Source organism: Micromonospora sp. NPDC085948, assembly GCF_040686315.1.
GTDB lineage: Bacteria > Actinomycetota > Actinomycetes > Mycobacteriales > Micromonosporaceae > Micromonospora.
This window is the reverse complement of sequence record NZ_JBFBJW010000003.1, coordinates 534,350-558,595: the sequence shown is the minus strand read 5'-3', so window position 1 is coordinate 558,595 and position 24,246 is coordinate 534,350. Positions and strand designations below refer to the sequence as shown.

Here is a 24,246-nt window from a genome sequence, read left to right as displayed (position 1 = left end):
TGCTTTGTGGCGGTCCGCCAGCGACGCGCCCGAGTCGGCTCGGCTTCCGCGTTCCGTTACGGAGCTGTTGCGCCTAGATGTCTTGACGAGGCTGGATGTGAGCGTTAACACTATCCCCGTTAACGGTGGAGGTGAACATGAACCGTGTGGACGGAGCTGACGACCGCTACGTCGTCGGTGTCGACTTCGGCACCCTGTCCGGGCGAGCTCTGGTGGTCCGTGTCGGTGATGGTGCCGAGTTGGGGACCGCGGTGCACGAGTACGGCGACGGCGTGATCAGCACGGCGCTTCCAGGAGGCCGAGCGCTGCCTCCGGACTGGGCTCTGCAGAACCCGGACGACTACCGCGACGTGCTGCGCAACGCCGTCCCGGCAGCGGTGTCCGCCGCGGGGGTGGATCCCGCCGCGGTGGTCGGCATCGGCATCGACTTCACCGCCTGCACGGTGCTGCCGACGCTTGCCGACGGCACCCCACTGTGTGAGACGCCCGAGTTGCGCGACCGGCCGCACGCCTGGGTCAAGCTGTGGAAGCACCACGCCGCGCAGCCGCACGCCGACCGGATCAACGCGCTGGCCCACGAGCGGGCCGAGCCGTGGATCGGCCGCTACGGCGGCAAGATCTCCGCCGAGTGGCAGTACGCCAAGGGCCTGCAGATCCTCGAGGAGGACCCCGAGGTCTACGACCGGGCCGAGCGCTTCGTCGAGGCGGCCGACTGGATCGTCTGGCAGCTCTGCGGCACCGAGACCCGCAACGTCTGCACCGCGGGCTACAAGGGCATCCTCCAGGACGGTCACTACCCGTCCGAGGGCTTCCTGACCGCGCTCAACCCCGACTTCGGCGACTTCGTGACCAAGCTCGACGGTCCGTTGCTGCCGCTCGGCGCCCGGGCCGGCGCGCTCACCGCCCAGGCCGCCGCATGGACCGGCCTGCCGGAGGGGATCGCGGTGGCCGTCGGCAACGTCGACGCGCACGTCACCGCGGCGTCCGCGCAGGCCGTGGAGCCCGGCCGTCTCGTCGCCATCATGGGCACCTCGACCTGCCACGTCGTCAACGGCGCGCAGGTCGCCGAGGTGGCCGGCATGTGCGGTGTGGTGGACGGCGGCATCAGCCCCGGCGCGTGGGGTTACGAGGCCGGGCAGAGCGGTGTCGGCGACATCTTCGGCTGGTTCGTCAAGCACGCCGCCCCGGCCGGCATCGACTCGCACGAACAGCTCACCGAGCTGGCCGCGAGCCAACCGGTCGGTGCGCACGGGCTCGTCGCGCTGGACTGGTGGAACGGCAACCGCTCGCTGCTGGTCAACCACGACCTCAGCGGGATGATCGTCGGAATGACCCTGGCCACCCGGCCGCAGGACATCTACCGGGCGTTGCTGGAGTCCACGGCCTTCGGCACGCGGATGATCATCGAGGCGTTCGTCGATGCCGGTGTGGCCGTGAACGACCTGGTGATCGCCGGTGGTCTCACCAACAACGCGCTGCTGATGCAGATCTACGCCGACGTGACCCGGCGACCGCTGAACATCATCGCGTCCGCGCAGGGGCCGGCGCTCGGGTCGGCGATCCATGCCGCCGTCGCCGCCGGTGAGTTCCCGTCGATCCACGAGGCGTCGCAGGCGATGGGCCGGGTGCACGAGGCGGTCTACCGACCGGACCCGGACCGGGCGCGCGCCTACGACGCCCTGTACGCCGAGTACCGGGCGCTGCACGACCACTTCGGTCGCGGCGGCAACGACGTCATGCTCCGCCTGCGGGCGATCCGCAACGCGGCCGCCGAGACCGCCACGGCCACCCAGGAGGCCGCGCTGGAGGTCGTCGCGTGACAGCGGCCGGCGGGCGGAACGTCTCCGGTCGCCAACCAGTCCCACCGGCGGGTTCCTGACCCTCTGCGGCCACACCCGACCCGCCGGTCTGCACCACCCCGAAGTAGCAGCACGCAACACCCGCGTACGCCGCTCCTTGCACATCGGCGGTTGGCGCGGTTCCCCACCACACCGAGCCAAGGAGATTCGATGCGCAAGATGCGAATGCACTCCGCTCCGTGGCGCGCTGCCACGGTCCTCGCCAGTGTGCTGCTCGTCGGCAGCATGGCGGCCTGCGGCAACAGCGACACCGGCGGCGGCGGCGACACCAAGGACGACGGCAAGATCACGATGGGCTTCTCGCAGGTCGGCGCGGAGAGCGGCTGGCGTACCGCGAACACCACCTCGATCAAGGAGTCCGCCGCCTCGGCGGGCATCGAGCTGAAGTTCGACGACGCGCAGCAGAAGCAGGAAAACCAGATCAAGGCGATCCGCAACTACATCCAGCAGAAGGTCGACGTGATCGCCTTCTCGCCGGTGGTGGAGTCCGGTTGGGACACCGTGCTCAAGGAGGCCAAGGACGCCAACATCCCGGTCATCCTGACCGACCGCTCGGTGGACTCGGCCGACAAGTCGCTGTACAAGTCGTTCCTGGGCTCGGACTTCGTCAAGGAGGGCAAGCTCGCCGGTGAGTGGCTGGTCGAGCAGAAGAAGACCGCCACCGGCCCGGTGAACATCGTCGAGCTGCAGGGCAACACCGGTGCGGCGCCGGCGAACGACCGTAAGAAGGGCTTCGGCGAGGCGATCGCCGCCAACCCGAACCTGAAGATCATCGCCTCCCAGCCGGGTGACTTCACCCGCGCCGGTGGCAAGCAGGTCATGGAGCAGTTCCTCAAGGCCAACAAGCAGATCGACGTGCTGTTCGCGCACAACGACGACATGGGCCTGGGTGCGCTCGAGGCGATCACCGCCGCCGGCAAGGTGCCGGGCAAGGACATCACCATCATCACGGTCGACGCCGTCAAGGATGGTATGCAGGCCCTCGCCGACGGGAAGTTCAACTTCATCGCGGAGTGCAGCCCGCTGCTCGGCCCGCAGCTGATGGACCTGGCCAAGAAGGTCCACGCGGGCGAAGAGGTTCCGGCTCGGATCGAGACCCAGGAGACCACCTTCACCCAGGCGCAGGCCAAGGAGGCTCTGCCCACCCGCAAGTACTGATCGACGTCGGGGGGCCGCCGCGCTCGCGTGGCGGCCCCGCCTCGTCCCCCCATAAACCCGAACGGACCGGGCATGACCCGCGATGACCCGTGCCACGCCCGCCCGAGCCCCCCGCAGGGGCGGCCGGGCGTGCGCGGTGGGAGCGCAGCGGCCCTTCCGCGTCGACAACCCCCAGAAGAGGTCTGATGGGATGACGGATAGCCGTCCGGTCCTGACGATGACCGGGATAAGCAAGTCCTTTCCCGGGGTGCGCGCACTCCACGACGTAAACTTCCGGCTCTTTCCCGGCGAGGTGCACGCCCTGATGGGCGAGAACGGCGCCGGCAAGTCGACCCTCATCAAGGTGCTGACCGGCGTCTACGACACCGACGAGGGCGCGATCACCCTGGACGGCGAGGCGGTGTCCTTCAGCGGGCCGATGCAGGCGACCGCCCACGGCGTCAGCACCGTGTTCCAGGAGGTCAACCTCTGCACCAACCTGTCGGTGGCGGAGAACATCTTCATCGGCCGTGAGCCCCGGCTCCTCGGCGCCGTCCGCTGGGGCGAGGTTCGCCGCCGCGCCCGAGCCCTGCTCACCCGCCTCGACCTCGACCTCGACGTCAGCGCGCCGCTCGGCTCGTACTCGCTGGCGATCCAGCAGATGGTCGCCATCGCCCGCGCCATCGACATCAAGGCCCGGGTGCTGATCCTGGACGAGCCGACGTCCAGCCTCGACGCCGGCGAGGTGGCGCAGTTGTTCCGCATCATGCGGCAGCTGCGCGACGAGGGCATCGCGATCCTGTTCGTGACCCACTTCCTCGACCAGGTCTACGACATCGCGGACCGCATCACCGTGCTGCGCAACGGTGGGCTCGTCGGCGAGTACCTGACCACCGAGCTGCCCCAGCTCTCCCTGGTGGAGAAGATGATCGGCAAGGAACTCGACGTCCTCGAGGGCATCGAGGAGCACTCCCGACGGGACCTCGCCGCGGTGGAGAAGGGCACCCCGCTGGTGGCGGTGTCGGACTTCGGCCGGGCGGGGGCGGTCGAGCCGTTCAGCCTCACCATCCACGCCGGCGAGGTGGTGGGCCTGGCCGGCCTGCTGGGCTCGGGGCGTACCGAGGTCGCGCGGTTGTTGTTCGGCGCGGACCGGACCGACGGCGGTCAGGTCGTGGTGGACGGCACGTCGAGTAGCCTGCGGACCCCCGCGCAGGCCATCGACCACGGCGTCGGCTTCTGTTCGGAGAACCGCCGCGCCGAGGGCATCGTCGCCGACCTGTCGGTCCGGGAGAACATCATCCTCGCCATGCAGGCGGCCCGTGGCTGGCTGCGTCCCATCCCGCGTCGTCGCCAGGACGAGCTGGTCGACAAGTACATCAAGGCACTCAACATCCGGCCCGCGGACCCGGAGGTTCCGGTCCGCAACCTCTCCGGTGGCAACCAGCAGAAGGTGCTCCTGGCCCGGTGGCTGATCACCGAGCCGCGGCTGTTGATCCTCGACGAGCCGACCCGGGGCATCGACATCGGCGCGAAGACCGAGATCCAGAAGCTGGTGACGCAGCTGTCCGACGGTGGCATGGCGGTGCTGTTCATCTCTGCCGAGTTGGAGGAGGTGCTGCGTCTCAGCCACAAGGTGGCCGTCATGCGGGACCGCCAGATGGTCGCGCAGCTCGCCAACGACGACAGCCTCAACGCCGACCGCATCATGCAGACCATCGCGAGTGGGTCCCACCGCGAGGAGGCAGACCGATGAGCGACACCGTGAGCCGCTACCGGACGATCACCGGTCACCGGCTGTTCTGGCCCGCGGCCGTGCTGGTCGCCATGCTCGCCGCGAACACGATCTACCGGCCCGGGTTCCTGTCCATCGAACTCAAGGACGGGCACCTGTACGGCTCGCCGATCGACATCCTGCGGTTGAGCGCGCCGCTGATCCTCGTCGCGCTGGGCATGACCCTGGTCATCTCGACCGGCGGCATCGACCTGTCGGTCGGCTCGGTCTGCGCGATCAGCGGCGCGATGGCCTGCATGTACATCAGCAAGCAGCCCGACCAGAACAGTCTCACCGTGGTGCTGACCGCCCTCGCGATGGCGTTGGGGGTCGCGCTCGTGCTGGGCGTCTGGAACGGGGTGCTGGTGGCCGTGATCGGGATCCAACCGATCATCGCCACCCTGATCCTGATGGTGGCCGGCCGGGGTCTCGCCCAGCTGATCACCCAGGGGCAGATCATCACCATCAACTCCGGGCCGTTCCGGACGATCGGGCTGGGTCACCTGCTGACCCTGCCGCTGGCCATCTTCATCGCCCTTGCCGCGGCGGTGCTCGTCGCCGCGTTCACCCGCCGCACCGCACTCGGCATGATCATCGAGTCGGTGGGCGGCAACGCGGAGGCGAGCCGACTCGCCGGTATCCGCTCCGGCCGGGTCATCTTCCTCGCGTACGTCGTCAGCGCCGTCTGCGCGGCGGTCGCCGGCTTCATGATGACGGCCAACGTCTCCAGCGCCGACGGCAACGCCGTCGGTCTCTGGGTGGAGTTGGACGCCATCCTCGCGGTCGTCATCGGTGGCACGTCCCTCGCCGGCGGCCGCTACTTCCTGAGCGGCACCATCCTCGGCGCGCTGATCATCCAGACCCTGACCACCTCGGTGTACGCCATGAACATCTCGCCGCAGACCTCGCTGCTGTTCAAGGCGGTCGTCGTCATCGCCGTCTGCCTCATCCAGGCGCCGGCCTTCCGGGCCCGGTTCGCCCGCCGCAGGCGCAGCGTTCCGCCGTCCGCCCCCATCGCCGACAAGCCGAAGGAGCAGGTGCCGGCATGACCACTGGAACGCTTACCGCCGGTCGTACCCGGTTCCGGCTGCCGAGGAAGCAGATACCGGTCCTCGCGACGCTCGCCCTGCTGCTGGTGATGTACGCCATCGGGGTGTCGCAGTACACGGCGTTCTCCAACGTGCAGGTCATCTTCAACGTCTTCATCGACAACGGCTTCCTGCTCGTCGTCGCGGTGGGTATGACCTTCGTGATCCTCACCGGTGGCATCGACCTGTCGGTCGGGTCGGTCGTCGCCATGACGGCGATGGTGTCGGCCGCGCTGCTGCAGGACGGCATGCCGGCGGCACTGGTGCTCGTCATCGCCCTGCTCATCGGCCCGACGCTCGGTCTGCTGATGGGTTGCGCCATCCACTTCTTCGAGATCCAGCCGTTCATCGTCACGCTCGCCGGGATGTTCTTCGCCCGGGGCATGTGCACGTTCATCTCCGGCTCGTCCATCCCGATCACCGACGGGTTCTGGACCTCGATGTCCCAGGAGCGGATCGGTAACCCGCAGGGCAACTTCGTGTCGATCAGCGTGCTGATCGCCTTCGTCGTGGTCGCCGTCGCCGCGTACGTGCTGGCCTACACCCGGCTGGGCCGCAACGTGTACGCCATCGGCGGCAACCCGCAGTCGGCCCTGCTGATGGGTCTGCCGGTGGGGCGGACCCGGATCGCCGTCTACACGATCAGCGGCCTGTGCTCCGCGATCGGTGGGATCCTGTTGTCCTTCTACACCCTCTCCGGTGCGCCACTGATCGCCGTCGGCATGGAGCTGGACGTCATCGCCGCCGTCGTCATCGGCGGCACGGTGCTCACCGGGGGCGCGGGTTACGTCTTCGGAACGGTGCTGGGCGTGCTGGTCCTGGGCGTGATCCAGACCCTCATCACCTTCGATGGGAGCCTCAACTCCTGGTGGACCAAGATCGTGATCGGCGGTCTGCTCTTCGCGTTCATCCTCCTCCAGCGCCTCATCGGAATCCGTTACAAGTGACAGTTCCTCTCGCGGAAGGCAACCCCATGGCACCACAAACCCAGCCCGAGATCTGGTTCCTCACCGGCAGCCAAGGCATGTACGGCGAGGAGACGCTCCGGCAGGTCGCCGAGCAGTCCCGCCAGATCGCGGCCGCGCTCGACGACTCGCCGCAGATTCCCGCCCGGGTGGTCTGGAAGCCCGTCCTGACCAACAGTGGTGAGATCCTGCAGGTCTGCCGGGAGGCCGCCGCCCAGGGTGCCGTCGGGGTCATCGCCTGGATGCACACCTTCTCGCCGGCGAAGATGTGGATCTCCGGTCTGGACGCGCTGCAGACGCCGTTGCTGCACCTGCACACCCAGGCCAACGTGCTGCTGCCCTGGAACGACATCGACATGGACTTCATGAACCTGAACCAGGCCGCCCACGGCGACCGGGAGTTCGGGTACATCCAGACCCGTCTCGGTGTGGCCCGCAAGACGGTGGCCGGGCACGTCAGCGACCCGCGGGTCACCGCTCGGGTCGGGGCGTGGGCACGTGCCGCGCTCGGTTGGTCGGCGATGCGGTCGCTGCGCCTGGCCCGCTTCGGTGACAACATGCGCGACGTCGCGGTGACCGAGGGCGACAAGGTCGAGGCGGAGCTGCGGTTCGGGGTCTCGGTCAACACCTACGGCGTCAACGACCTGGTCGAGGTGGTCGGTGAGGTCACCGACGCGCAGGTGGACGACCTGGTCAAGGAGTACCAGGACACCTACCGCATCGGCGGCGACCTGCTGCCCGGCGGTGACCGGCACGACTCGTTGCGGTACGCGGCCCGCCTGGAGTTGGGCATGCGCACGTTCCTGGACACGGGCGGGTTCCGGGCCTTCACCACGAACTTCGAGGACCTCGGGGGCCTGCGTCAGCTGCCGGGTATCGCCGTGCAGCGGCTGATGGCCGACGGCTACGGCTTCGGTGGCGAGGGCGACTGGAAGACGTCCGTCCTGGTGCACACGCTCAAGGCGATGTCGGTGGGCGTGGACGGCGGCACGTCGTTCATGGAGGACTACACCTACGACCTCACCCCGGGCGAGGAGTTGGTGCTCGGCGCCCACATGCTGGAGGTCTGCCCGACCATCGCCTCCGACGTACCCAACGTGGAGATCCACCCCCTGAGCATCGGCGGTCGGGAGGACCCGGTCCGGCTGGTGTTCGACGCCGCCCCCGGCCCGGCGGTGGTGCTCGGGCTCGCCGACATGGGCGAGCGGTTCCGGTTGGTGGCCAACGAGATCGACGTGGTGACGCCGCCGCAGCCGTTGCGTCGACTGCCGGTGGCCCGTGCCGTCTGGCGTCCGCGGCCGGACCTGCCCGTTTCGGCCGAGTCGTGGATCACCGCCGGGGCACCGCACCACACGGTGCTGTCGCAGGCGGTGGGCGTGGAGGAGTTGCACGACCTGGCCGAGATGAGCCGTACCGAACTCGTCGTCATCGACGCGGACACCGAGCCCCGCCGCTTCGCCGACGAGATTCGCTGGAACCAGGCCTACTACCGGTTGGCCCGCGGCTTCTGACCGGCGCGGCCCGGCCGCGTCCATGACGGGTGGTCCATCCCGGCCTGCGGGCCGGCGGTGGGCCACCCGTTCGCGTCTGCGTCAGCAGGGCCACGAGGCGATTGTGTTACGCCTTGACTAACAGCATGTTATCGCTCACAGTCTATAGCCAAGATGGTCGATGTCGTTGGCTGGTCCGGCCGCGCGCGCGTCCTACCCCGCGGTTTCGGCACCTCGTCACCGTGACGGTCGGGCAACCGGTGTTAGCGATCACATGGCCGGGCGTGGTCAGCTCGGTGCCCCGCCCGGTGCCGCGGACGCCGACCCAGACCGCACGGTTCGCGTCAGCAGAGGAGGATCATGCTTTCCATCGGTCGGGTTCCCCGGGGTGCACCACGGCGTGGGTGGCTTACGAGACTCGCCGTCGCCGCGATGGTGCTGGTGGTCGGTGGCGCGGCTGCGGCCGTCGCCTCGTCGCCCGCGTCAGCGGCCACGGTCGACACCAGCGCGTGGTACGTGTTGGTGAACCGCAACAGTGGCAAGGCAGTGGACGTGTACAACATGGCCACGAACGACGGCGCGCGGATCACCCAGTGGACGCGCAACAACGGCAACCAGCAGCAGTGGCAGTTCGTCGACTCCGGAAGCGGCTACTACCGGCTCAAGTCGAGGTTGTCGGGCAAGGTGCTGGACGTCTCCGGCCGCTCGACCGCCGACGGCGGGCCGATCGTGCAGTGGTCTGACAACAACGGCACCAACCAGCAGTTCCGGCTGGCCGACTCGGACGGCGGGTACGTCCGGTTGATCAACCGCAACAGCAACAAGGCGATGGAGGTGCAGGGCGCCTCGACCGCCGACGGCGGCAACATCGTGCAGTACGCCGACTGGAACGGCACCAACCAGCAGTGGCAGCTCGTTCGCGTCGACGGGACCAACCCCACGACGCCACCGCCCACCACCACGCCGCCCCCGTCGAACGGGACGTACACGAACCCGGTGGTCTGGCAGGACTTCGCCGACGTCGACATCATCCGGGTGGACAACGCCTACTACATGTCGGCGTCCACCATGCACTACTCGCCGGGCGCGCCGGTGCTGCGCTCGTACGACCTGGTCAACTGGGAGTTCGCCGGACACTCGGTGCCCAAGCTCGACTTCGGCTCGAAGTACGACATGAGCGGCGGCAGTAACGCGTACGTCGACGGGATCTGGGCGTCGACGCTGAACTACCGGCCGAGCAACAAGACGTACTACTGGGCCGGGTGCATCGACTTCGCGCAGACCCACATCTACACCGCGTCCGCCGTCGACAGCACGTGGAGCAAGCACACCACCATCCCCAACTGCTACTACGACGCCGGCCTGCTGTTCGACGACAACGACACCCCGTACGTCGCGTACGGCAACGGCACCATCAGCGTCGCCCAGCTGTCCGCGGACGGGAAGTCGCAGGTCCGCGCCCAGCAGGTGTACCAGACGCCGTCGAGCATCGGGACGCTGGAGGGCGCCCGCTTCTACAAGCGCAACGGCGCTTACTACATCTGGCTCACCCGCCCGGCCAACGGCCAGTACGTGCTGAAGTCGACGAACGGCCCGTTCGGCCCGTACGAGCAGCGGCAGGTGCTGCTCAACCTGCCCGGCCCGATCTCCGGTGGCGGCGTGCCGCACCAGGGCGGACTGGTGCAGACCCAGAACGGCGACTGGTACTACATGTCCTTCGTCGACGCGTACCCCGGTGGTCGGATGCCGGCCTTGGCCCCGATCACGTGGACCGGCGACGGCTGGCCGGTGCTGCAGACGGTCAACGGCACGTGGGGCACCACGTACCCGAAGCCGAACCTGCCGGCGCCGCCGCGAGCGGTCAAGCCGCTCACCGGCACCGACACGTTCGCCGGCACCACCCTCGGTCCGCAGTGGGAGTGGAACCACAACCCCGACAACAGCAAGTGGTCGGTGAACAACGGGCTGAACCTGCAGACCGCCACCGTCACCGGCGACCTGTACAAGGCGCGCAACACGCTGACCCACCGGATCCAGGGACCCACCTCGACCGCCACCATCGAGTTGGACTACTCCACGATGCGCGACGGAGATCGCACCGGCCTGGCGGTGCTGCGCAACTCGTCGGCCTGGATCGGGGTCCGGCGGGACAACGGATCCACCCGTCTGGTGATGCAGAACGGGCTCACGATGGACGGCAGTTGGAACACCACGAGCACCGGCAGTGAGGTGGCGAGCACCGCGGTCTCCGGTGGCCGGATCTGGTTGCGGGCCAACGCCGACATCAGACCCGGGTCCGGCCGGCAGGCCCGCTTCTCGTACAGCACGGACGGGGTCAACTTCACCTCGTTCGGCAACACCCTGACGTTGGCGAACAACTGGCAGTTCTTCATGGGCTACCGGTTCGCCATCTTCAACCACGCGACGTCGGCGCTCGGCGGCGCGGTCACGGTCCGTCGATTCGACCTGACGACGCCGTGACGCCGGTCACACAGCGATCGGTTTGACCGGTGGCGTCGACGAGCGCCGGCCCAGCCGGCACATGGAGTCGGCGCCACCAGGTCATGTTCCAGTCGGCCCTGCTCCACGCTCTCTCCAGGAGCGTGGAGCAGGCTGGCGAGCCACCGCAGCCCGTAACCGCGAGCCGGATGCCCGCGTACGGCGCGTGGGAAAAGCCTTGCGCGGCTTTCGATGCGTAGCACATCCGGGCACAGCCGTCCCGTATTCGAAGCGGATGCTGGCGTAGACTGACGGCGATTCAGCGCTGGTCACCTGGGATTCAGCACCGGCGTGGTGGCTGAGCGAGGGGGATCGGGCCGGGCCGCTCCAGTCGACGTCGACGGGCCGCGGGCCGGAGACGTAGCGGGGAGAGTGAAATGGCCGTCCACGGTCCCGCGATGACAGATGTCGCTCGTCTGGCCGGTGTCTCCCATCAGACGGTGTCGCGGGTGCTCAACGGGCACCCCAACGTTCGTGAGCAGACCCGGCTTCGGGTGCGGGCGGCGATCGCCGAACTCGGCTATCGCCCCAACGGCGCCGCTCGTGCCCTGGTGACCGGCCGATCCCAGGTCATCGGGGTGGTCGCACAGAACACGACGCTCTACGGTCCGGCCTCGATGTTGGCCGCGTTGGAGCAGACCGCCGCCGAAGAGGGTTTCGCGGTGAGTGTCGGCAGCGTGCGAAACCTGGACCACCGCTCCATCTCGGCCGCCGTCGAACGACACCTGTCGCACCGGGTCGCCGGCATCGTGGTCATCGCGCCGGTGGAGTCGGCGGGTGAGGCGTTGGAACACCTGCCGCAGGATGTCCCGCTGGTCACGGTCGACGGCGACCCGAGCCGGCCGGTCCCGTTGGTGACGGTCGACCAGGTGGCGGGCGCCCGGGCGGCGACCCAGCATCTGCTCGACGCGGGGCACCGCACCGTCTGGCACGTCTCCGGGCCGTTCGACTGGTTCGACAGTGTCGGCCGGATCGACGGTTGGCGGGAGGCGCTGCTGGCGGCCGGGGTGGACCCGCCGCCGCTGATGCCGGGGGACTGGTCCGCCGCATCGGGTTACCGGTGCGGGCAGATGCTGGCGAGGATGCCGGAGGTCACGGCGGTCTTCACCTCGAACGACCATCTCGCGCTGGGCGTGCTGCGGGCGTTGCACGAGTTCGGCAGACGGGTACCGCACGACATCAGCGTGGTCGGCTTCGACGACGTGCCGGAGGCGGCGTACTTCATTCCGCCGTTGACCACTGTCCGCCCCGACTTCGACGCGGTGGCGCGGGCGAGCCTGCAGATGCTGCTGGCCCAGATCGAGACGGGCACCGGCGGGGCAATGCGGCAGACCATCGCCCCGGCCCTGGTCGCCCGCGAGAGCGTCGCCCCACCGCGGAGTTGACGTCGGTCCCAGCCGAAGGCTGTTGGGCGGAGTGACCGGCGTTCGCGCACCTCGCCGTGCTGCTGGCTCGTCACCGTCGGTAAGACGCCGCTCAATCGGGAGCTGATTTTTTTCATCGACCGAGGGCAATGCAACTACCGACGAAGTATTGAACCTCGTGAAATGTGGCCGTAACATGATGGACGTCTCTGTTAACGCTAACAAGATTTGGCGTCCAGCTATCGCCCCACCAGTCAGATCGTAGTCACGGGCGGGCGCCACCGACAAGGAGGCTCGATGAACCGCATCACCCGAGGTCGACGCTGGGGGAGCGTACTGGCGGCCGGAGTGCTTGTCGCCGGTGCTCTGGTCGGCCTCCGCGCCCCGGCGGCGCAGGCACTGGACAACGGGGTGGCGCGTACTCCCCCCATGGGCTGGAATTCGTGGAACTCGTTCGGCTGCAACATCAACGAGGCGCTGATCCGGCAGACGGCGGACGCGATCGTCAGCAGCGGCATGCGGGACCTGGGCTACAACTACGTCGTGGTCGACGACTGCTGGTTCAACCCCAACCGGGACAGCTCCGGCAACATCCAGGGCGACCCCACCCGGTTCCCCAGCGGGATGAAGGCGCTCGGCGACTACCTGCACGCCCGGGACCTGAAGTTCGGCATCTACCAGGTGCCCGTCGACAAGACCTGCGCCCAGTACTTCGGCGCCTACCCCGGAGCAACCGGCAGCCGGGGCCACGAGGTGCAGGACGCACGCCAGTTCGCCGCCTGGGGCGTCGACTTCCTCAAGTACGACTGGTGCTCGCCGGAGGGCAGCATCAACGACCAGGTGGCGACCTTCGCCAAGATGCGTGACGCGCTGGCCGCCACCGGCCGACCGATCGTCTACAGCATCAACTCGAACAGCATCCACGCCAAGACCGGCCCGCAGCGCAACTGGGGCGACGTGGCCAACATGTGGCGCACCACCGAGGACATCACCAACGCCTGGGACACCGGCCAGACCAACGGCTACCCGATGGGCATCCAGAACATCATCAACGTGACCGTTCCGTTGGCGTCCTACGCGAGGCCGGGCGGGTTCAACGACCCGGACATGATGGAGGTCGGTCGCGGCGGCATGAACGACACGGAGATGCGCAGCCACTTCGCCATGTGGGCGATCATGGCGTCTCCGCTGATCGCCGGCAACGACGTCCGGAACATGAACTCCGCGACGCAGACCATCCTCAAGAACGCCAACCTGATCGCGATCAACCAGGACTCGCTCGGGTTGCAGGGGACGCAGGTGTCGTTCGACGGCACCCGCCGGGTGCTGGCCAAGCGGCTCGCCAACGGTGACGTCGCCGTCGCCCTGTTCAACCAGGGTGGCTCGACGACGACGATCTCGACCACGGCCGCCGCCGTCGGCAAGTCCGGGAGCTCGTTCACGCTGGTTGAGGCGTGGTCCGGTGCCACCACCTCCAGCAGCGGCACCATCAGCGCCAGCGTTCCGGCGCACGGCACGGTGGTCTACCGGGTCAGCGGTGGGGGGACGACTCCTCCGACGACCACGCCGCCGACCACCCCGCCGCCGGGCACGTCGAGCGCGCTCGCCAGCGCCGCCTCCGGCCGCTGCCTGGACGTTCCGAACAGCAACACCACCAACGGCACCCAGCCGGTGATCTGGGACTGCAACGGTGCCGCCAACCAGCGCTGGACCGTCAACGGTCAGACCCTCCAGGCGCTCGGCAAGTGCCTGGACGCGCCCACGAACGCCGCGGCCGGTTCCAAGGTGCAGATCTGGGACTGCAACGGTGGGGCCAACCAGCGGTGGACCATCAACGCCAACGGCACGATCAGCGGCGCCCAGTCCGGGCTCTGCCTCGACGTCAACGGCAACGGCACGGCCAACGGCACCACGGTGATCCTCTGGAACTGCACCGCGGCGGCCAACCAGCGGTGGACGCAGCGATAGCCGACCGGGCCCGTCGACCGACCAGGTCGCGGCAGCCCACCTGATCCGGTTCCACCCCCGGTGCCCGCGGACGACCCCCGTCGTCCGCGGGCACCGTCGCGTCCGCCGGCCGGCCGGGCCGGCGGTTCTGCCACGCCGCGGCCGTTCTGGCGCGGCGGTCGTGCGCGGCGGCGTTCCGGGCCGGGTGGTTCGGCGCGGTCGACGGTCCCGCCCGACGGCTGTTCGCTCCGGCGCCGGTCACCGCTGTGCTCCCAGGTCCGGGCACCTCCGAGCGCTGGTCCCGTCCGTGGAGACGCCTCCGTTACGAGACCGTGACACCGGTATTTCGGATCAAGTGTTGACGTGCCGGATGTGAGCGCTAACACTACCCCGAAAGGTGACAGTTTTGGCCCCGGCACTCGACGGGGGAGTCCAGAGAGGAGAAGCCCGTGGGCAGGAGATTCCTGGTTGCTCTCGGCGGCGCGATGCTGACGCTGAGTATGGCAGCGTGCAGTGGCGGGGGTGCCGGCAGCGGTGACGACAAGAGCAGCGCGAAGCCTGGCGACCTGACCATCGGTGTGTCGATGCCGACCCAGACCTCGGAGCGGTGGATCGCCGACGGCAACGCGGTGAAGTCCAAGCTTGAGGGCAAGGGCTACAAGGTCGACCTCCAGTACGCCGGCGACGACATCCCCACCCAGTCGCAGCAGGTCGACCAGATGATCACCCAGGGCGCTGACGTCCTGATCATCGCGGCGATCGACGGCACCGCGCTCAGCAGCCAGCTGCAGGCCGCCGCGTCCGCGAAGATCCCGGTCATCTCCTACGACCGGCTGATCCGCGGTAGCAAGGACGTCGACTTCTACGTCAGCTTCGACAACTACAAGGTCGGCGTCGCCCAGGGCACCGCGCTGCTCGTCGGGCTCGGCCTGCTGAACAAGGACGGCTCGAAGGGCACCGCCAAGGGGCCGCTGAACGTCGAGCTCTTCGCGGGCTCGCTGGACGACAACAACACGCAGTTCTTCTTCAGCGGCGCGATGGACACGCTCAAGCCGTTCGTCGACGACGGCACGCTCGTCGTCAAGTCCAAGCAGACCACCCCCGAGCAGGTCGCCACCCTGCGGTGGCAGCAGGAGACCGCGCAGAAGCGCATGGAGAACCTGCTGACCTCCAGCTACAACGACGGCTCGAAGGTCGACGGTGTGCTGTCGCCGTACGACGGCATCTCCCGGGGCATCATCACCGCCCTGCAGAACGCCGGCTACGGCACCGGCGCGAAGAAGCTCCCGGTGGTGACCGGCCAGGACGCCGAGATCGCCTCGATCAAGCTGATCAACGACGGCGTGCAGAGCTCCACGGTCTTCAAGGACACCCGTCTGCTGGCCGACCAGGCCGTGAACGCCGCCGAGGCGTTCCTGCAGAAGAAGGAGCCGGAGGCCAACGACACCAAGACGTACAACAACGGTGTCAAGGTCGTCCCGTCGTACCTGCTCCCTATCGTCACGGTCTACAAGGACGACATCAAGACCGCGCTGATCGACTCCGGCTACTGGACGGCGGAAGAGGTCGCCGCCGGTCAGGCCAAGAAGTAAGCCTATCGTCGGGCCCGGCGGTCGCCGCCGGGCCCGACGTCTGGGCGTACCGTGTCCAGACCTGACGGAGGACAGTGACCATGGACGACACCATCCTCGAGATGCGTCGCATCACCAAGACCTTCCCCGGCGTGACCGCGCTGGAGGACGTCACCCTCGCAGTACGCCGTGGGGAGATCCACGCCATCTGCGGTGAGAACGGCGCCGGCAAGTCCACCCTGATGAAGGTGCTGTCCGGCGTCTACCCGTCCGGCTCGTACGACGGCGAGATCCTCTTCGACGGCAAGCCGATGCAGTTCCGTGGCATCCGCGACAGCGAGGCCAACGGCATCGTCATCATCCACCAGGAGCTCGCCCTGGTGCCGTACCTGTCGATCGCGGAGAACATCTTCCTCGGCAGCGAACGGCGCAACCGCCTCGGGCTCATCGACTGGAACCTGGCCAACGCCGACGCCGCCAAGTTGCTGGCGTCCGTCGGGCTGCACGAGAACCCGGTCACCCCGGTCATCCAGCTCGGCGTCGGCAAGCAGCAGTTGGTGGAGATCGCCAAGGCGCTGTCGAAGAAGGTTCGTCTGCTCATCCTGGACGAGCCGACGGCCGCGCTCAACGACATCGACTCGGCTCACCTGCTCGACCTGCTGCGGGCGCTCCGCGACCAGGGCATCACCTGCATCATGATCTCGCACAAGCTCAACGAGATCACCGCCATCGCCGACTCGACCACCGTCATCCGGGACGGGCGCGCGGTGGAGACCCTCGACATGCGCTCCGACGAGGTGACCCAGCAGCGGATCATCCGGGGCATGGTCGGGCGCGACCTGGACAGCTTCTACCCCGACCGCGAGTCGTCCCCCGGCGAGGAGGTCCTCCGGATCGAGGACTGGACCGTGCGGCACCCGGTGCAGGACCGGATGGTCGTCGAGGACGTCGCCCTGTCCGTCCGCGCCGGCGAGGTCGTCGGCATCGCGGGCCTGATGGGCGCGGGGCGCACCGAGCTGGCGATGAGCGTGTTCGGTAGGTCGTACGGGCGCGACATCCGGGGCCGACTCTTCGTGCGCGGTCGGGAGGTGCAGGCACGCACCGTCGCCGAGGCGATCGACAACGGCATCGCCTACGTCACCGAGGACCGCAAGCGGTACGGGCTCAACCTCATCGACGACGTCCGCCGCAACGTCTCCGCCGCCGCGTTGGACCGACTGTCCCGCCTGGGCTGGGTGAACGGCAACGAGGAGATCAAGGTTGCCGAGGACAGCCGGCGGGAGATGAACATCCGGACGACGAGCGTCATGGCGGTGGTCGGGAAGCTCTCCGGCGGCAACCAGCAGAAGGTCGTCCTGTCGAAGTGGCTGTTCACCGACCCGGATGTGCTGATCCTGGACGAACCCACCCGGGGGATCGACGTCGGTGCGAAGTACGAGATCTACACGATCATCAACCGGCTGGTGGCCGCGGGCAAGGCGGTGATCGTCATCTCCTCGGAACTGCCGGAGTTGCTCGGGATGTGCGACCGCATCTACACCCTCTCCGCCGGCCGGATCACCGGTGAGATGCCGGTGGCCGAGGCGACCCAGGAGAGCCTCATGGAGCTGATGACCAAGGACAAGGAGCTCGTGGCGTGACCACCATCAAGACCCCTCCGACGGAGAGTCCGGCGACTCCGGACGGCACACCCGCCGCCGCACTGCACAGCGGGACGAACGACCTGCGGGCGCTGGTGTTGAACAACCTGCGGCAGAGCGGGATCTACGTCGCCCTGGTCGTCATCGTCGCGTTCTTCGCGATCCTGACCGACGGGGTGCTGCTGAGCCCCGGCAACATCACCAACATCGTCCTGCAGTACTCGTACATCCTGGTCCTCGCGATCGGGATGGTCATCCTGATCATCGGCGGGCACATCGACCTGTCGGTCGGATCGGTCGTCGCGCTGACCGGAGCGGTCTCCGCCGTACTGGTGATCCAGCAGGGCTATCCGTGGTGGGTAGGTGTCGTGGCGGCGATCGCCGTCGGCGTCGCGGTTGGCGCGTGGCATGGCTTCTGGGTGGCGTACGCCGGCATTCCGGCCTTCATCGTGACCCTGGCCGGGATGCTGCTGTTCCGGGGTCTCACCCTCCGGGTGCTCGACAACATCTCGCTGTCGCCGTTCCCGGCCGAATACCAGAAGGTCGCGGCGGGCTTCCTGAACGGTCTGCTCGGCGGGCAGGGCTTCGACGCCTTCACGCTGCTGATCGGCGCGGTCGCCGTGGCCGGGTACGCGGTGAGTGGTTTCCGCACCCGCGTGGCGCGCATCCGCTACCAGCAGCCCGTCGAGTCGTTCCCCTTGTTCGTCGCCCGGGTCGTGCTGGTCGGCGCGGTCATCATGTACTTCGCCTGGCAGTTGGCGCACGCCCGCGGCCTGCCGATCGTGCTGATCATCCTGGCGGTGCTCGTCCTGGTCTACGGCCTGCTCACCCGGCGCACCGTCTTCGGTCGCCAGGTCTACGCGATCGGCGGCAACCTGTCGGCGGCGGCGCTGTCCGGGGTGAAGGTCCGTACCGTCAACTTCTGGATGTTCGTCAACATGGGCTTCCTGGCGGCGGTGGCCGGCGTCATCTACTCGTCGCGGTCGAACGGCGCTCAGCCCGCCGCCGGCAACATGTTCGAGCTGGACGCGATCGCCGCGGCCTTCATCGGCGGTGCGGCGGTCACGGGCGGGGTGGGCACCGTGGTGGGCGCGATGGTCGGCGGTCTGATCATGGCGGTGATGAGCAACGGCATGCAGCTGATGGGCATCGACCAGTCGACCCAGTCGGTGGTGAAGGGCCTCGTCCTGCTCGTCGCGGTCGCCTTCGACGTCTACAACAAGCGCCGGGCCGGCACGGCCCGCTGACGCCTGAACCGAACGTGGCCCCTGACTGCTCTGCGGTCAGGGGCCACGGTCGTACCGACCAACTCCGCGATCTTGCACTTTGTGTCGGCGATCTGCGGCTTATGCAGCAGAAAGTCGGGACAGGAAGTGCAAGATCGGCGGAGTCACGCGGTCAGTGGCAGTTGGCGGTGCCGCTGTCGGTGTAGGTCTGGCCGGCCACCGGTACGAACTGCCAGTCGTAGCTGTTGGAGTGCAGGGTGAACTTCAGGACTCCCCAGGCCGAGCTGTTGCGTGCCTCGCTGTTGGGCTGGATGGTGCCGAAGCCGTAGTGGCTCGCACCGCCCATGCCGGCGACGAAGCTGCGCATGCCCCGGCTGGTGTCGGCGCCGCCGGACGGGTTCATCGGCGCGAAGCGCTCGTACACGTGGTTGTGTCCCCACACCACGACGTCGGCGTTGTAGTCGTAGAGCGCCTGGTACAGCGGACGCGTGGACGTCGACGGCGCGTGGTTGGAGCTGGACGTGAACAGCGGGTGGTGCCAGTACGCGATCGTGCACGGCTTGCTGCTGGCGGCCAGGTCGGCCCGCAGCCACTGCTCCTGGGTCGAGCCGGCGGACATGCTGATGTTCGAGTTCAACGACACGACGTGCCAGTTGCCGAGGTCGAACGAGTAGTAGCCGCGCCCGCTCGGGCCGGCCGACGTACCGAAGTAGTTGTAGTAGCCGGTCGCGCCCGACGTGTTGTAGTCGTGGTTGCCCGGGGACGGGCGGGTGCGGGACTTGTGCCGACCCCAGGTGGGCTCGTAGTAGCTGCTGAACTGCGACGCGGTGCCGCTGTCGTAGACGTTGTCGCCGGTGGTGAAGACCGTGCCCGGGATGTTGTCGAGCAGCGTGGCGGTGGCGCTGTCGCCGGAGCCGGAGTCGGCGATGTCGCCGGCACCGACGAACACCGGATCCCCGGACGGCGGTGTGGTGGTGCCGGTCGCGACCACCAACTGCGGGGCGTCCGCGCCGCTCTCGCGCGTGTCGTAGTAGGCGCCGTCGCCGCTGGCGGAGGTCGCACCGAAGCTGTACGTCCCGTTGCCGGTGACGGCGGCCGTGACGTCGACCTCGTACCAGGTGTTGCCGCTGACCGCGCCGATGGTGCCGAGCGTGGCCCCGTCGATCGTCGGCTGGTTGTTCCAGGTGGTGCCGGTCTCCGACCACGTCGTGTTGGACATCCGGCGGAACGTGCCACCGGCATCGCTGCCGCTGTTGCCGCTGATGGTGCGCAGCCGTAGCTTGGCGCTGGTCACCGTGCCGCTGACCCCGCTCACCGTGAAGCGCAGGAACGAGCGCCGCACCGGCGAGTTGTCCACCACGACCTGCGTGGACGTGCCGTAGTTGGTGGCGGCCGTGTCGCTCTGAACGTAGGTGTCGGCGACCGGCGTGAACGTCACGCTCGCCGCCGACGCCGCGACCGAGCCGGTGAGGACGACGGCGGCGCTGGCGACGACGAGCACCGCGACCGTTCCCAGCGTCAGCGGTGGGCGGGTGATTCGAATGTCCATCCAGGATCCCTTCTCTGCGGGTGGAGAGCGCAAGGAATGTAGGAAGGCCGATGAACCGGCGCGCTGCCGCCAGATGAACAGTACGCTCGAACAACGAAACTCCTCGATGTTTGTCGCTTGTTCACCCGTCGCATGTCTGCTTGACGCCCACGGTCCCTTGCGACCCTTCGGACCCGGTCGCCACGATGGCTGACCGTCAGTCGTCGACCCGAGGAGATGCTCGTGTACCTGTCGACCGTTTCCCGGCCGGTCGCCGACCCGCCCGGATCCGGGCCACGGCGTCGACGACTCGCCCTGGTCAGCGGCAACGTGGTCGCACTCGGCACGGTCAGCCTGATCACCGACATCTCCGCCGAGATGGTGGCCGCCGTCCTGCCGCTCTATCTGGTGCTGGGCCTCCAGCTCAGCCCGGTGGCCTTCGGCGTGCTCGACGGCGTCCACACCGGCGCCACCGCGCTCCTGCGGGTCGTCGGTGGGTTCGCCGCCGACCGGTTCCGGCGGCGCAAGCTGATCGCCGGCATCGGCTACACCCTCTCGGCGGTCGCGAAGCTCGGCCTGCTGCTCGCCGGCCGGTCGATACCCGCGATCGGCGCGGTCATCGCCGTCGACCGGCTCGGCAAGGGCGTGCGCAGCGCCCCGCGCGACGCGCTCATCACGCTGTCCACGCCGCCCGAGGCGCTGGGCCGGGCGTTCGGGGTGCACCGGGCGATGGACAGCGTGGGGGCGTTCCTCGGGCCGCTCGCCGCGTTCGCGGTGCTGCTGGTCGTCGGGCAGTCGTACGACGCGGTCTTCGTCACCAGCTTCTGCGTCGCCGCGCTGGCCGTCGTCGTGCTCGTGCTCTTCGTCCGGGAACGCCCCGCCGAGCAGGCGACGGCCGGCCCGGACGAGCCGGCGGTCTCCGTGCGGGAGGCGTTCGGCCTGCTGGGCGGGGGACCGGCTCGCCGGCTCGTGCTGGCCGCGGCGATGCTCGGGCTGGCCACCATCGGCGACGGTTTCGTCTACCTGCTGCTGCAACGCCGCGAGGACCTCGGTCTGCGCTGGTTCCCGCTGCTCGCGGTGGGAACCAGCCTGGCCTACCTGCTGCTCGCCGCCCCGCTGGGCGTACTCGCCGATCGGATCGGCCGGCTCCCGGTGGTGCTCGGCGGCTACACCGCCCTCGGTGCCACGTACCTGCTGCTGGCCGGTCCGGTCGACGGATGGCCGCTGATCGTGCTGACCCTGGGGCTGTACGGCGCGTTCTACGCCGCGACCGACGGGGTGCTCATCGCGCTCGCCGGACCGGTGCTGCCGGCACGGCTGCGCACCACCGGCATCGCGCTGGTGCAGACCGGGCAGGCCCTCGCGTACCTCGTCTCCTCCGTCCTGTTCGGTCTCGCCTGGCAGGCGTGGGGGCCGGAGGCGGCGATCCGCGCGGCGGCCGTGGCCGTCGCCTGCGTGCTGGTCGGCACGCTGCTCCTGCTGACCGACCCATCCCGACTGATCACCCGGAAGGTGCCCCGATGACCGCGATGTCGACCCGAGCGAAGATCGGCGTGGTGGTCGCCTCGGCCGTGCTGCTGGGCAGCGTGGCGGCCGGTTACGTGGCCATGGCCGCGGAACCCGCCCCGACACCGCCCCCTGCCTCCGGCGACCAGGCGGTCACCCTGACGCCCGGCCCGCGCCTGCTGGCCATCACCGACCGGCACCTGTCCACCGTCGCCACGGCCGACCCGACCGGGCCGCGCACGGTCTCCGGCCTGGAATGCCTGCGGGTGTACGCCGCGGCCGGCACCGGTGTCTGCCTGAAACCGGAGACCGCCTGGTCGTACCAGGTCGTCGTGCTCGACGCGGCGCTGCGGCAGACGCGGACGGTCGGCGTGCCGGGCCTGCCGAACCGGGCCCGGGTCTCGGCCTCCGGCCGGATGGTCTCCTGGACGACGTTCGTCGGCGGGGACTCCTACACCGCCAGCGGCTTCTCCACCCGTACCGGGATCCTCGACACCACCACCGGCGCCACGGTGACCTCGCTCGAAGAGTTCGCCGTCCGGCGGGACGGTCGGAGCTACCGCAGCCCGGACGTCAACTACTGGGGCGTCACCTTCACCGCCGACGACAACCGCTTCTACGCGACCATGTCCACGGCAGGCAAGCGCTACCTCGTCCGCGGTGACGTCGCGGCCCGGACGGTCGAGACGGTGAAGGAGAACGTCGAGTGCCCGTCGCTGTCCCCCGACGGCACCCGGATCGCCTTCAAGGAGGCCGTCGACGCCGACCCGGCGAAGGGCTGGCGGCTGTCGGTCCTCGACCTGGCGAGCATGCGGGTCACCGCGACTGCCGAGACCAGCAGCGTCGACGACCAGGCCGCCTGGCTGGACGGCCGGACACTCGCCTACACGAGACGCCAGAGCGACGGCCAGCCGGACGTCTGGAGTGTCCCGGCCGACGGGTCCGGTACGCCGAAGCTGACCATCCCGGGCGCGGAGTCCCCGGCACCGCTGAGCTGACGGTCCGGCTGCCGGGCGGCCCGGACACCTGACCGCCTTGGTGCGGACAGCCTTCCGTCATGCGGGATTACGCGCCGCACCCATCGCCGTTCATCGACGTTCTCAAGGCTGTTGACCATGACAAGGTTGAGCCGTCGCATCTTCGTCCTCGGTGGACTGGTGACCGCCGGAGTCGCGGTGACCCCCCGCCAGGGCGCCCGCGCCGCGGTGCCGTACCCCTTCAAACTCGGTGTGGCGTCCGGTGACCCGGCGCCCGACAGCGTGGTCCTCTGGACCCGGCTGGCACCCTCCCCACTCAACGCCGACGGGCAGGGCGGCATGGCCAACGCCGACGTGCCAGTCGAGTGGCAGGTGTCCACCACCGACCGGTTCACCTCGCTCGTCGCCTCCGGGTCGGTGGTCGCCCGCTACGCCGACGCGCACTCCGTGCACGCCATCGCGGGCGGGCTCGCCGCCGACTCGGACTACTACTACCGGTTCCGGGCACAGGGCCAGATCTCGCCGGTCGGACGGACGCGGACCGCCCCGGCGCCCAGCGCCTTCGGCCGCGACCTGGTGATGGCCTTCGCCTCCTGCGCCCACTACGAGGCCGGCTACTACACCGCGTACCGGCGGATGGCCGAGGACAACCCGGGGCTGATCCTGCACCTCGGCGACTACATCTACGAGGGCGGCGTCGGCAGCTCCACGGTCCGGCAGCACGTCGGCGCCGAGATCGTGTCACTTGCCGACTACCGCCGCCGGTACGCGCTCTACAAGTCCGACCCGGACCTGCAGGCGGCACACGCGGCGGCACCCTGGCTGGTGGTGCCGGACGACCACGAGGTGGAGAACAACTACGCCAACATGGTGCGCAACGACAGCAGCCCGACGCTGACCGCCGCCCAGTGGACCGCCCGGCGGACCGCCGCGTACCGGGCCTACTACGAGAACATGCCGCTGCGGCCGGCGTCCGCCGCCAGCGGCAACAGCATCCCGCTGTACCGGCGCATCCGGTGGGGTCAGCTCGCCACCTTCCACATGCTCGACACCCGGCAGTTCCGCGACGACCAGGCGTGCGGGGACGGTTGGAAGGTCTGCGCGGACGCGGACCTGGCCTCCCGGTCCCTGACCGGCGCGACCCAGGAGGCGTGGCTGCTCGACGGACTTGCCCAGCGCTACGGCACCTGGGACATCCTCGGCCAACAGGTCTTCTTCGCCCAACAGCTCGACGCGAGCGGGGCGGCGAGCATGGACGCCTGGGATGGCTACCGGGCCTCCCGCAGCCGGATCCAGAACGGCTGGCAGCAGCGCGGGGTACGCAACCCGCTGGTGCTCACCGGGGACGTGCACCGGTCGTGGGCCAACGACCTCAAGGCCGACTACGCCAACCCCGCCTCGGCCACCATCGGCACCGAACTGGTCTGCACCTCGATCACCTCGACCGGCAACGGCAGTGGCAGCACCACGGTCCCGAACGCGGCGGCCAACCCGCACCTGAAGTTCTACTCGGACCGGCGCGGCTACGTGCGGACCACGATCGGTCGCAGCCAGGTGCGCGCGGACTTCCGCACGGTGAACACGGTGACCGAGCACGGCGCCGCGGCGGCCACCGCCCGCTCGTTCGTCATCCTCGACGGCCAGCCCGGCCTGCAGGCCGGGTAGAAGGAGACCCACC

Annotated in this window: 16 protein-coding genes; 15 read left to right on the top strand and 1 reads right to left on the bottom strand. The window is 69.0% G+C overall.

Features of this window, described 5'->3' with window-relative positions; translation table 11 throughout:
- Positions 1-137 precede the first annotated feature (137 nt).
- The 12 genes from araB to mmsB all read left to right on the top strand — a co-directional run bounded on the left by araB (position 138) and on the right by mmsB (position 18,578).
- Positions 138-1,820, top strand: coding sequence for a ribulokinase (araB, locus tag AB0O48_RS12110; protein WP_357570018.1), 1,683 nt, complete (start codon positions 138-140; stop codon positions 1,818-1,820).
- A 189-nt stretch (positions 1,821-2,009) separates the two neighbouring features.
- Positions 2,010-3,017 (top strand): ABC transporter substrate-binding protein, encoded by a 1,008-nt coding sequence (locus AB0O48_RS12105; RefSeq protein ID WP_357246139.1) that lies wholly within the window; start codon positions 2,010-2,012, stop codon positions 3,015-3,017.
- A gap of 190 nt (positions 3,018-3,207) precedes the next feature.
- Positions 3,208-4,749 carry a sugar ABC transporter ATP-binding protein gene (locus AB0O48_RS12100; RefSeq protein WP_357246136.1) on the top strand — a complete coding sequence of 514 codons (1,542 nt, stop codon included), beginning with the start codon at positions 3,208-3,210 and terminating at the stop codon, positions 4,747-4,749.
- Positions 4,746-5,816, top strand: coding sequence for an ABC transporter permease (locus AB0O48_RS12095; protein WP_357246134.1), 1,071 nt, complete (start codon positions 4,746-4,748; stop codon positions 5,814-5,816). Before AB0O48_RS12100 ends, AB0O48_RS12095 begins: the two co-directional genes overlap by 4 nt.
- Positions 5,813-6,802, top strand: a complete 990-nt coding sequence (gene yjfF / locus AB0O48_RS12090) for a galactofuranose ABC transporter, permease protein YjfF (protein WP_357246131.1) — start codon at positions 5,813-5,815, stop codon at positions 6,800-6,802. Before AB0O48_RS12095 ends, yjfF begins: the two co-directional genes overlap by 4 nt.
- Positions 6,803-6,828: 26 nt before the next feature.
- The gene (gene araA / locus AB0O48_RS12085; RefSeq protein WP_357246128.1) at positions 6,829-8,331 is read left to right on the top strand and encodes an L-arabinose isomerase; all 1,503 of its coding nucleotides are present in this window, start codon (positions 6,829-6,831) and stop codon (positions 8,329-8,331) included.
- A gap of 339 nt (positions 8,332-8,670) precedes the next feature.
- Complete coding sequence (locus tag AB0O48_RS12080) at positions 8,671-10,791, top strand: family 43 glycosylhydrolase (protein ID WP_357246125.1); 2,121 nt, start codon at positions 8,671-8,673, stop codon at positions 10,789-10,791.
- A gap of 416 nt (positions 10,792-11,207) precedes the next feature.
- Positions 11,208-12,194, top strand: coding sequence for a LacI family DNA-binding transcriptional regulator (locus AB0O48_RS12075; protein ID WP_357246122.1), 987 nt, complete (start codon positions 11,208-11,210; stop codon positions 12,192-12,194).
- A gap of 276 nt (positions 12,195-12,470) precedes the next feature.
- Positions 12,471-14,141 carry an alpha-galactosidase gene (locus tag AB0O48_RS12070; RefSeq protein WP_357570016.1) on the top strand — a complete coding sequence of 557 codons (1,671 nt, stop codon included), beginning with the start codon at positions 12,471-12,473 and terminating at the stop codon, positions 14,139-14,141.
- Positions 14,142-14,569: 428 nt separating this feature from the next.
- On the top strand, positions 14,570-15,712 hold the full coding sequence (gene chvE, locus AB0O48_RS12065) for a multiple monosaccharide ABC transporter substrate-binding protein (protein WP_357246116.1): 1,143 nt from the start codon (positions 14,570-14,572) through the stop codon (positions 15,710-15,712).
- A gap of 80 nt (positions 15,713-15,792) precedes the next feature.
- Complete coding sequence (gene mmsA / locus AB0O48_RS12060; protein WP_357246113.1) at positions 15,793-17,331, top strand: multiple monosaccharide ABC transporter ATP-binding protein; 1,539 nt, start codon at positions 15,793-15,795, stop codon at positions 17,329-17,331.
- Positions 17,328-18,578 (top strand): multiple monosaccharide ABC transporter permease, encoded by a 1,251-nt coding sequence (gene mmsB, locus AB0O48_RS12055; protein WP_357246110.1) that lies wholly within the window; start codon positions 17,328-17,330, stop codon positions 18,576-18,578. The genes mmsA and mmsB overlap by 4 nt, the downstream gene beginning before the upstream one ends.
- A 151-nt stretch (positions 18,579-18,729) precedes the next feature.
- Here mmsB and AB0O48_RS12050 read toward each other — a convergent pair whose 3' ends face one another.
- On the bottom strand, positions 18,730-20,106 hold the full coding sequence (locus AB0O48_RS12050; RefSeq protein WP_357246108.1) for a DNRLRE domain-containing protein: 1,377 nt from the start codon (positions 20,104-20,106) through the stop codon (positions 18,730-18,732).
- 222 nt (positions 20,107-20,328) lie between these two features.
- Here AB0O48_RS12050 and AB0O48_RS12045 point away from each other — a divergent pair, with 222 nt between their 5' ends.
- The 3 genes from AB0O48_RS12045 (at position 20,329) to AB0O48_RS12035 (ending at position 24,233) form a co-directional block, all read left to right on the top strand.
- A complete protein-coding gene (locus AB0O48_RS12045; RefSeq protein ID WP_365065010.1) occupies positions 20,329-21,609 on the top strand; it encodes an MFS transporter in 1,281 nt (426 codons plus the stop codon).
- Entirely contained in the window at positions 21,606-22,589 is a 984-nt protein-coding gene (locus tag AB0O48_RS12040) for a hypothetical protein (protein WP_365065007.1), read from the top strand. The genes AB0O48_RS12045 and AB0O48_RS12040 overlap by 4 nt, the downstream gene beginning before the upstream one ends.
- A 117-nt stretch (positions 22,590-22,706) precedes the next feature.
- Positions 22,707-24,233: an alkaline phosphatase D family protein gene (locus tag AB0O48_RS12035; protein WP_357570012.1), complete on the top strand. Its 1,527-nt coding sequence runs from the start codon at positions 22,707-22,709 to the stop codon at positions 24,231-24,233.
- The last annotated feature ends 13 nt before the right edge of the window (positions 24,234-24,246 follow it).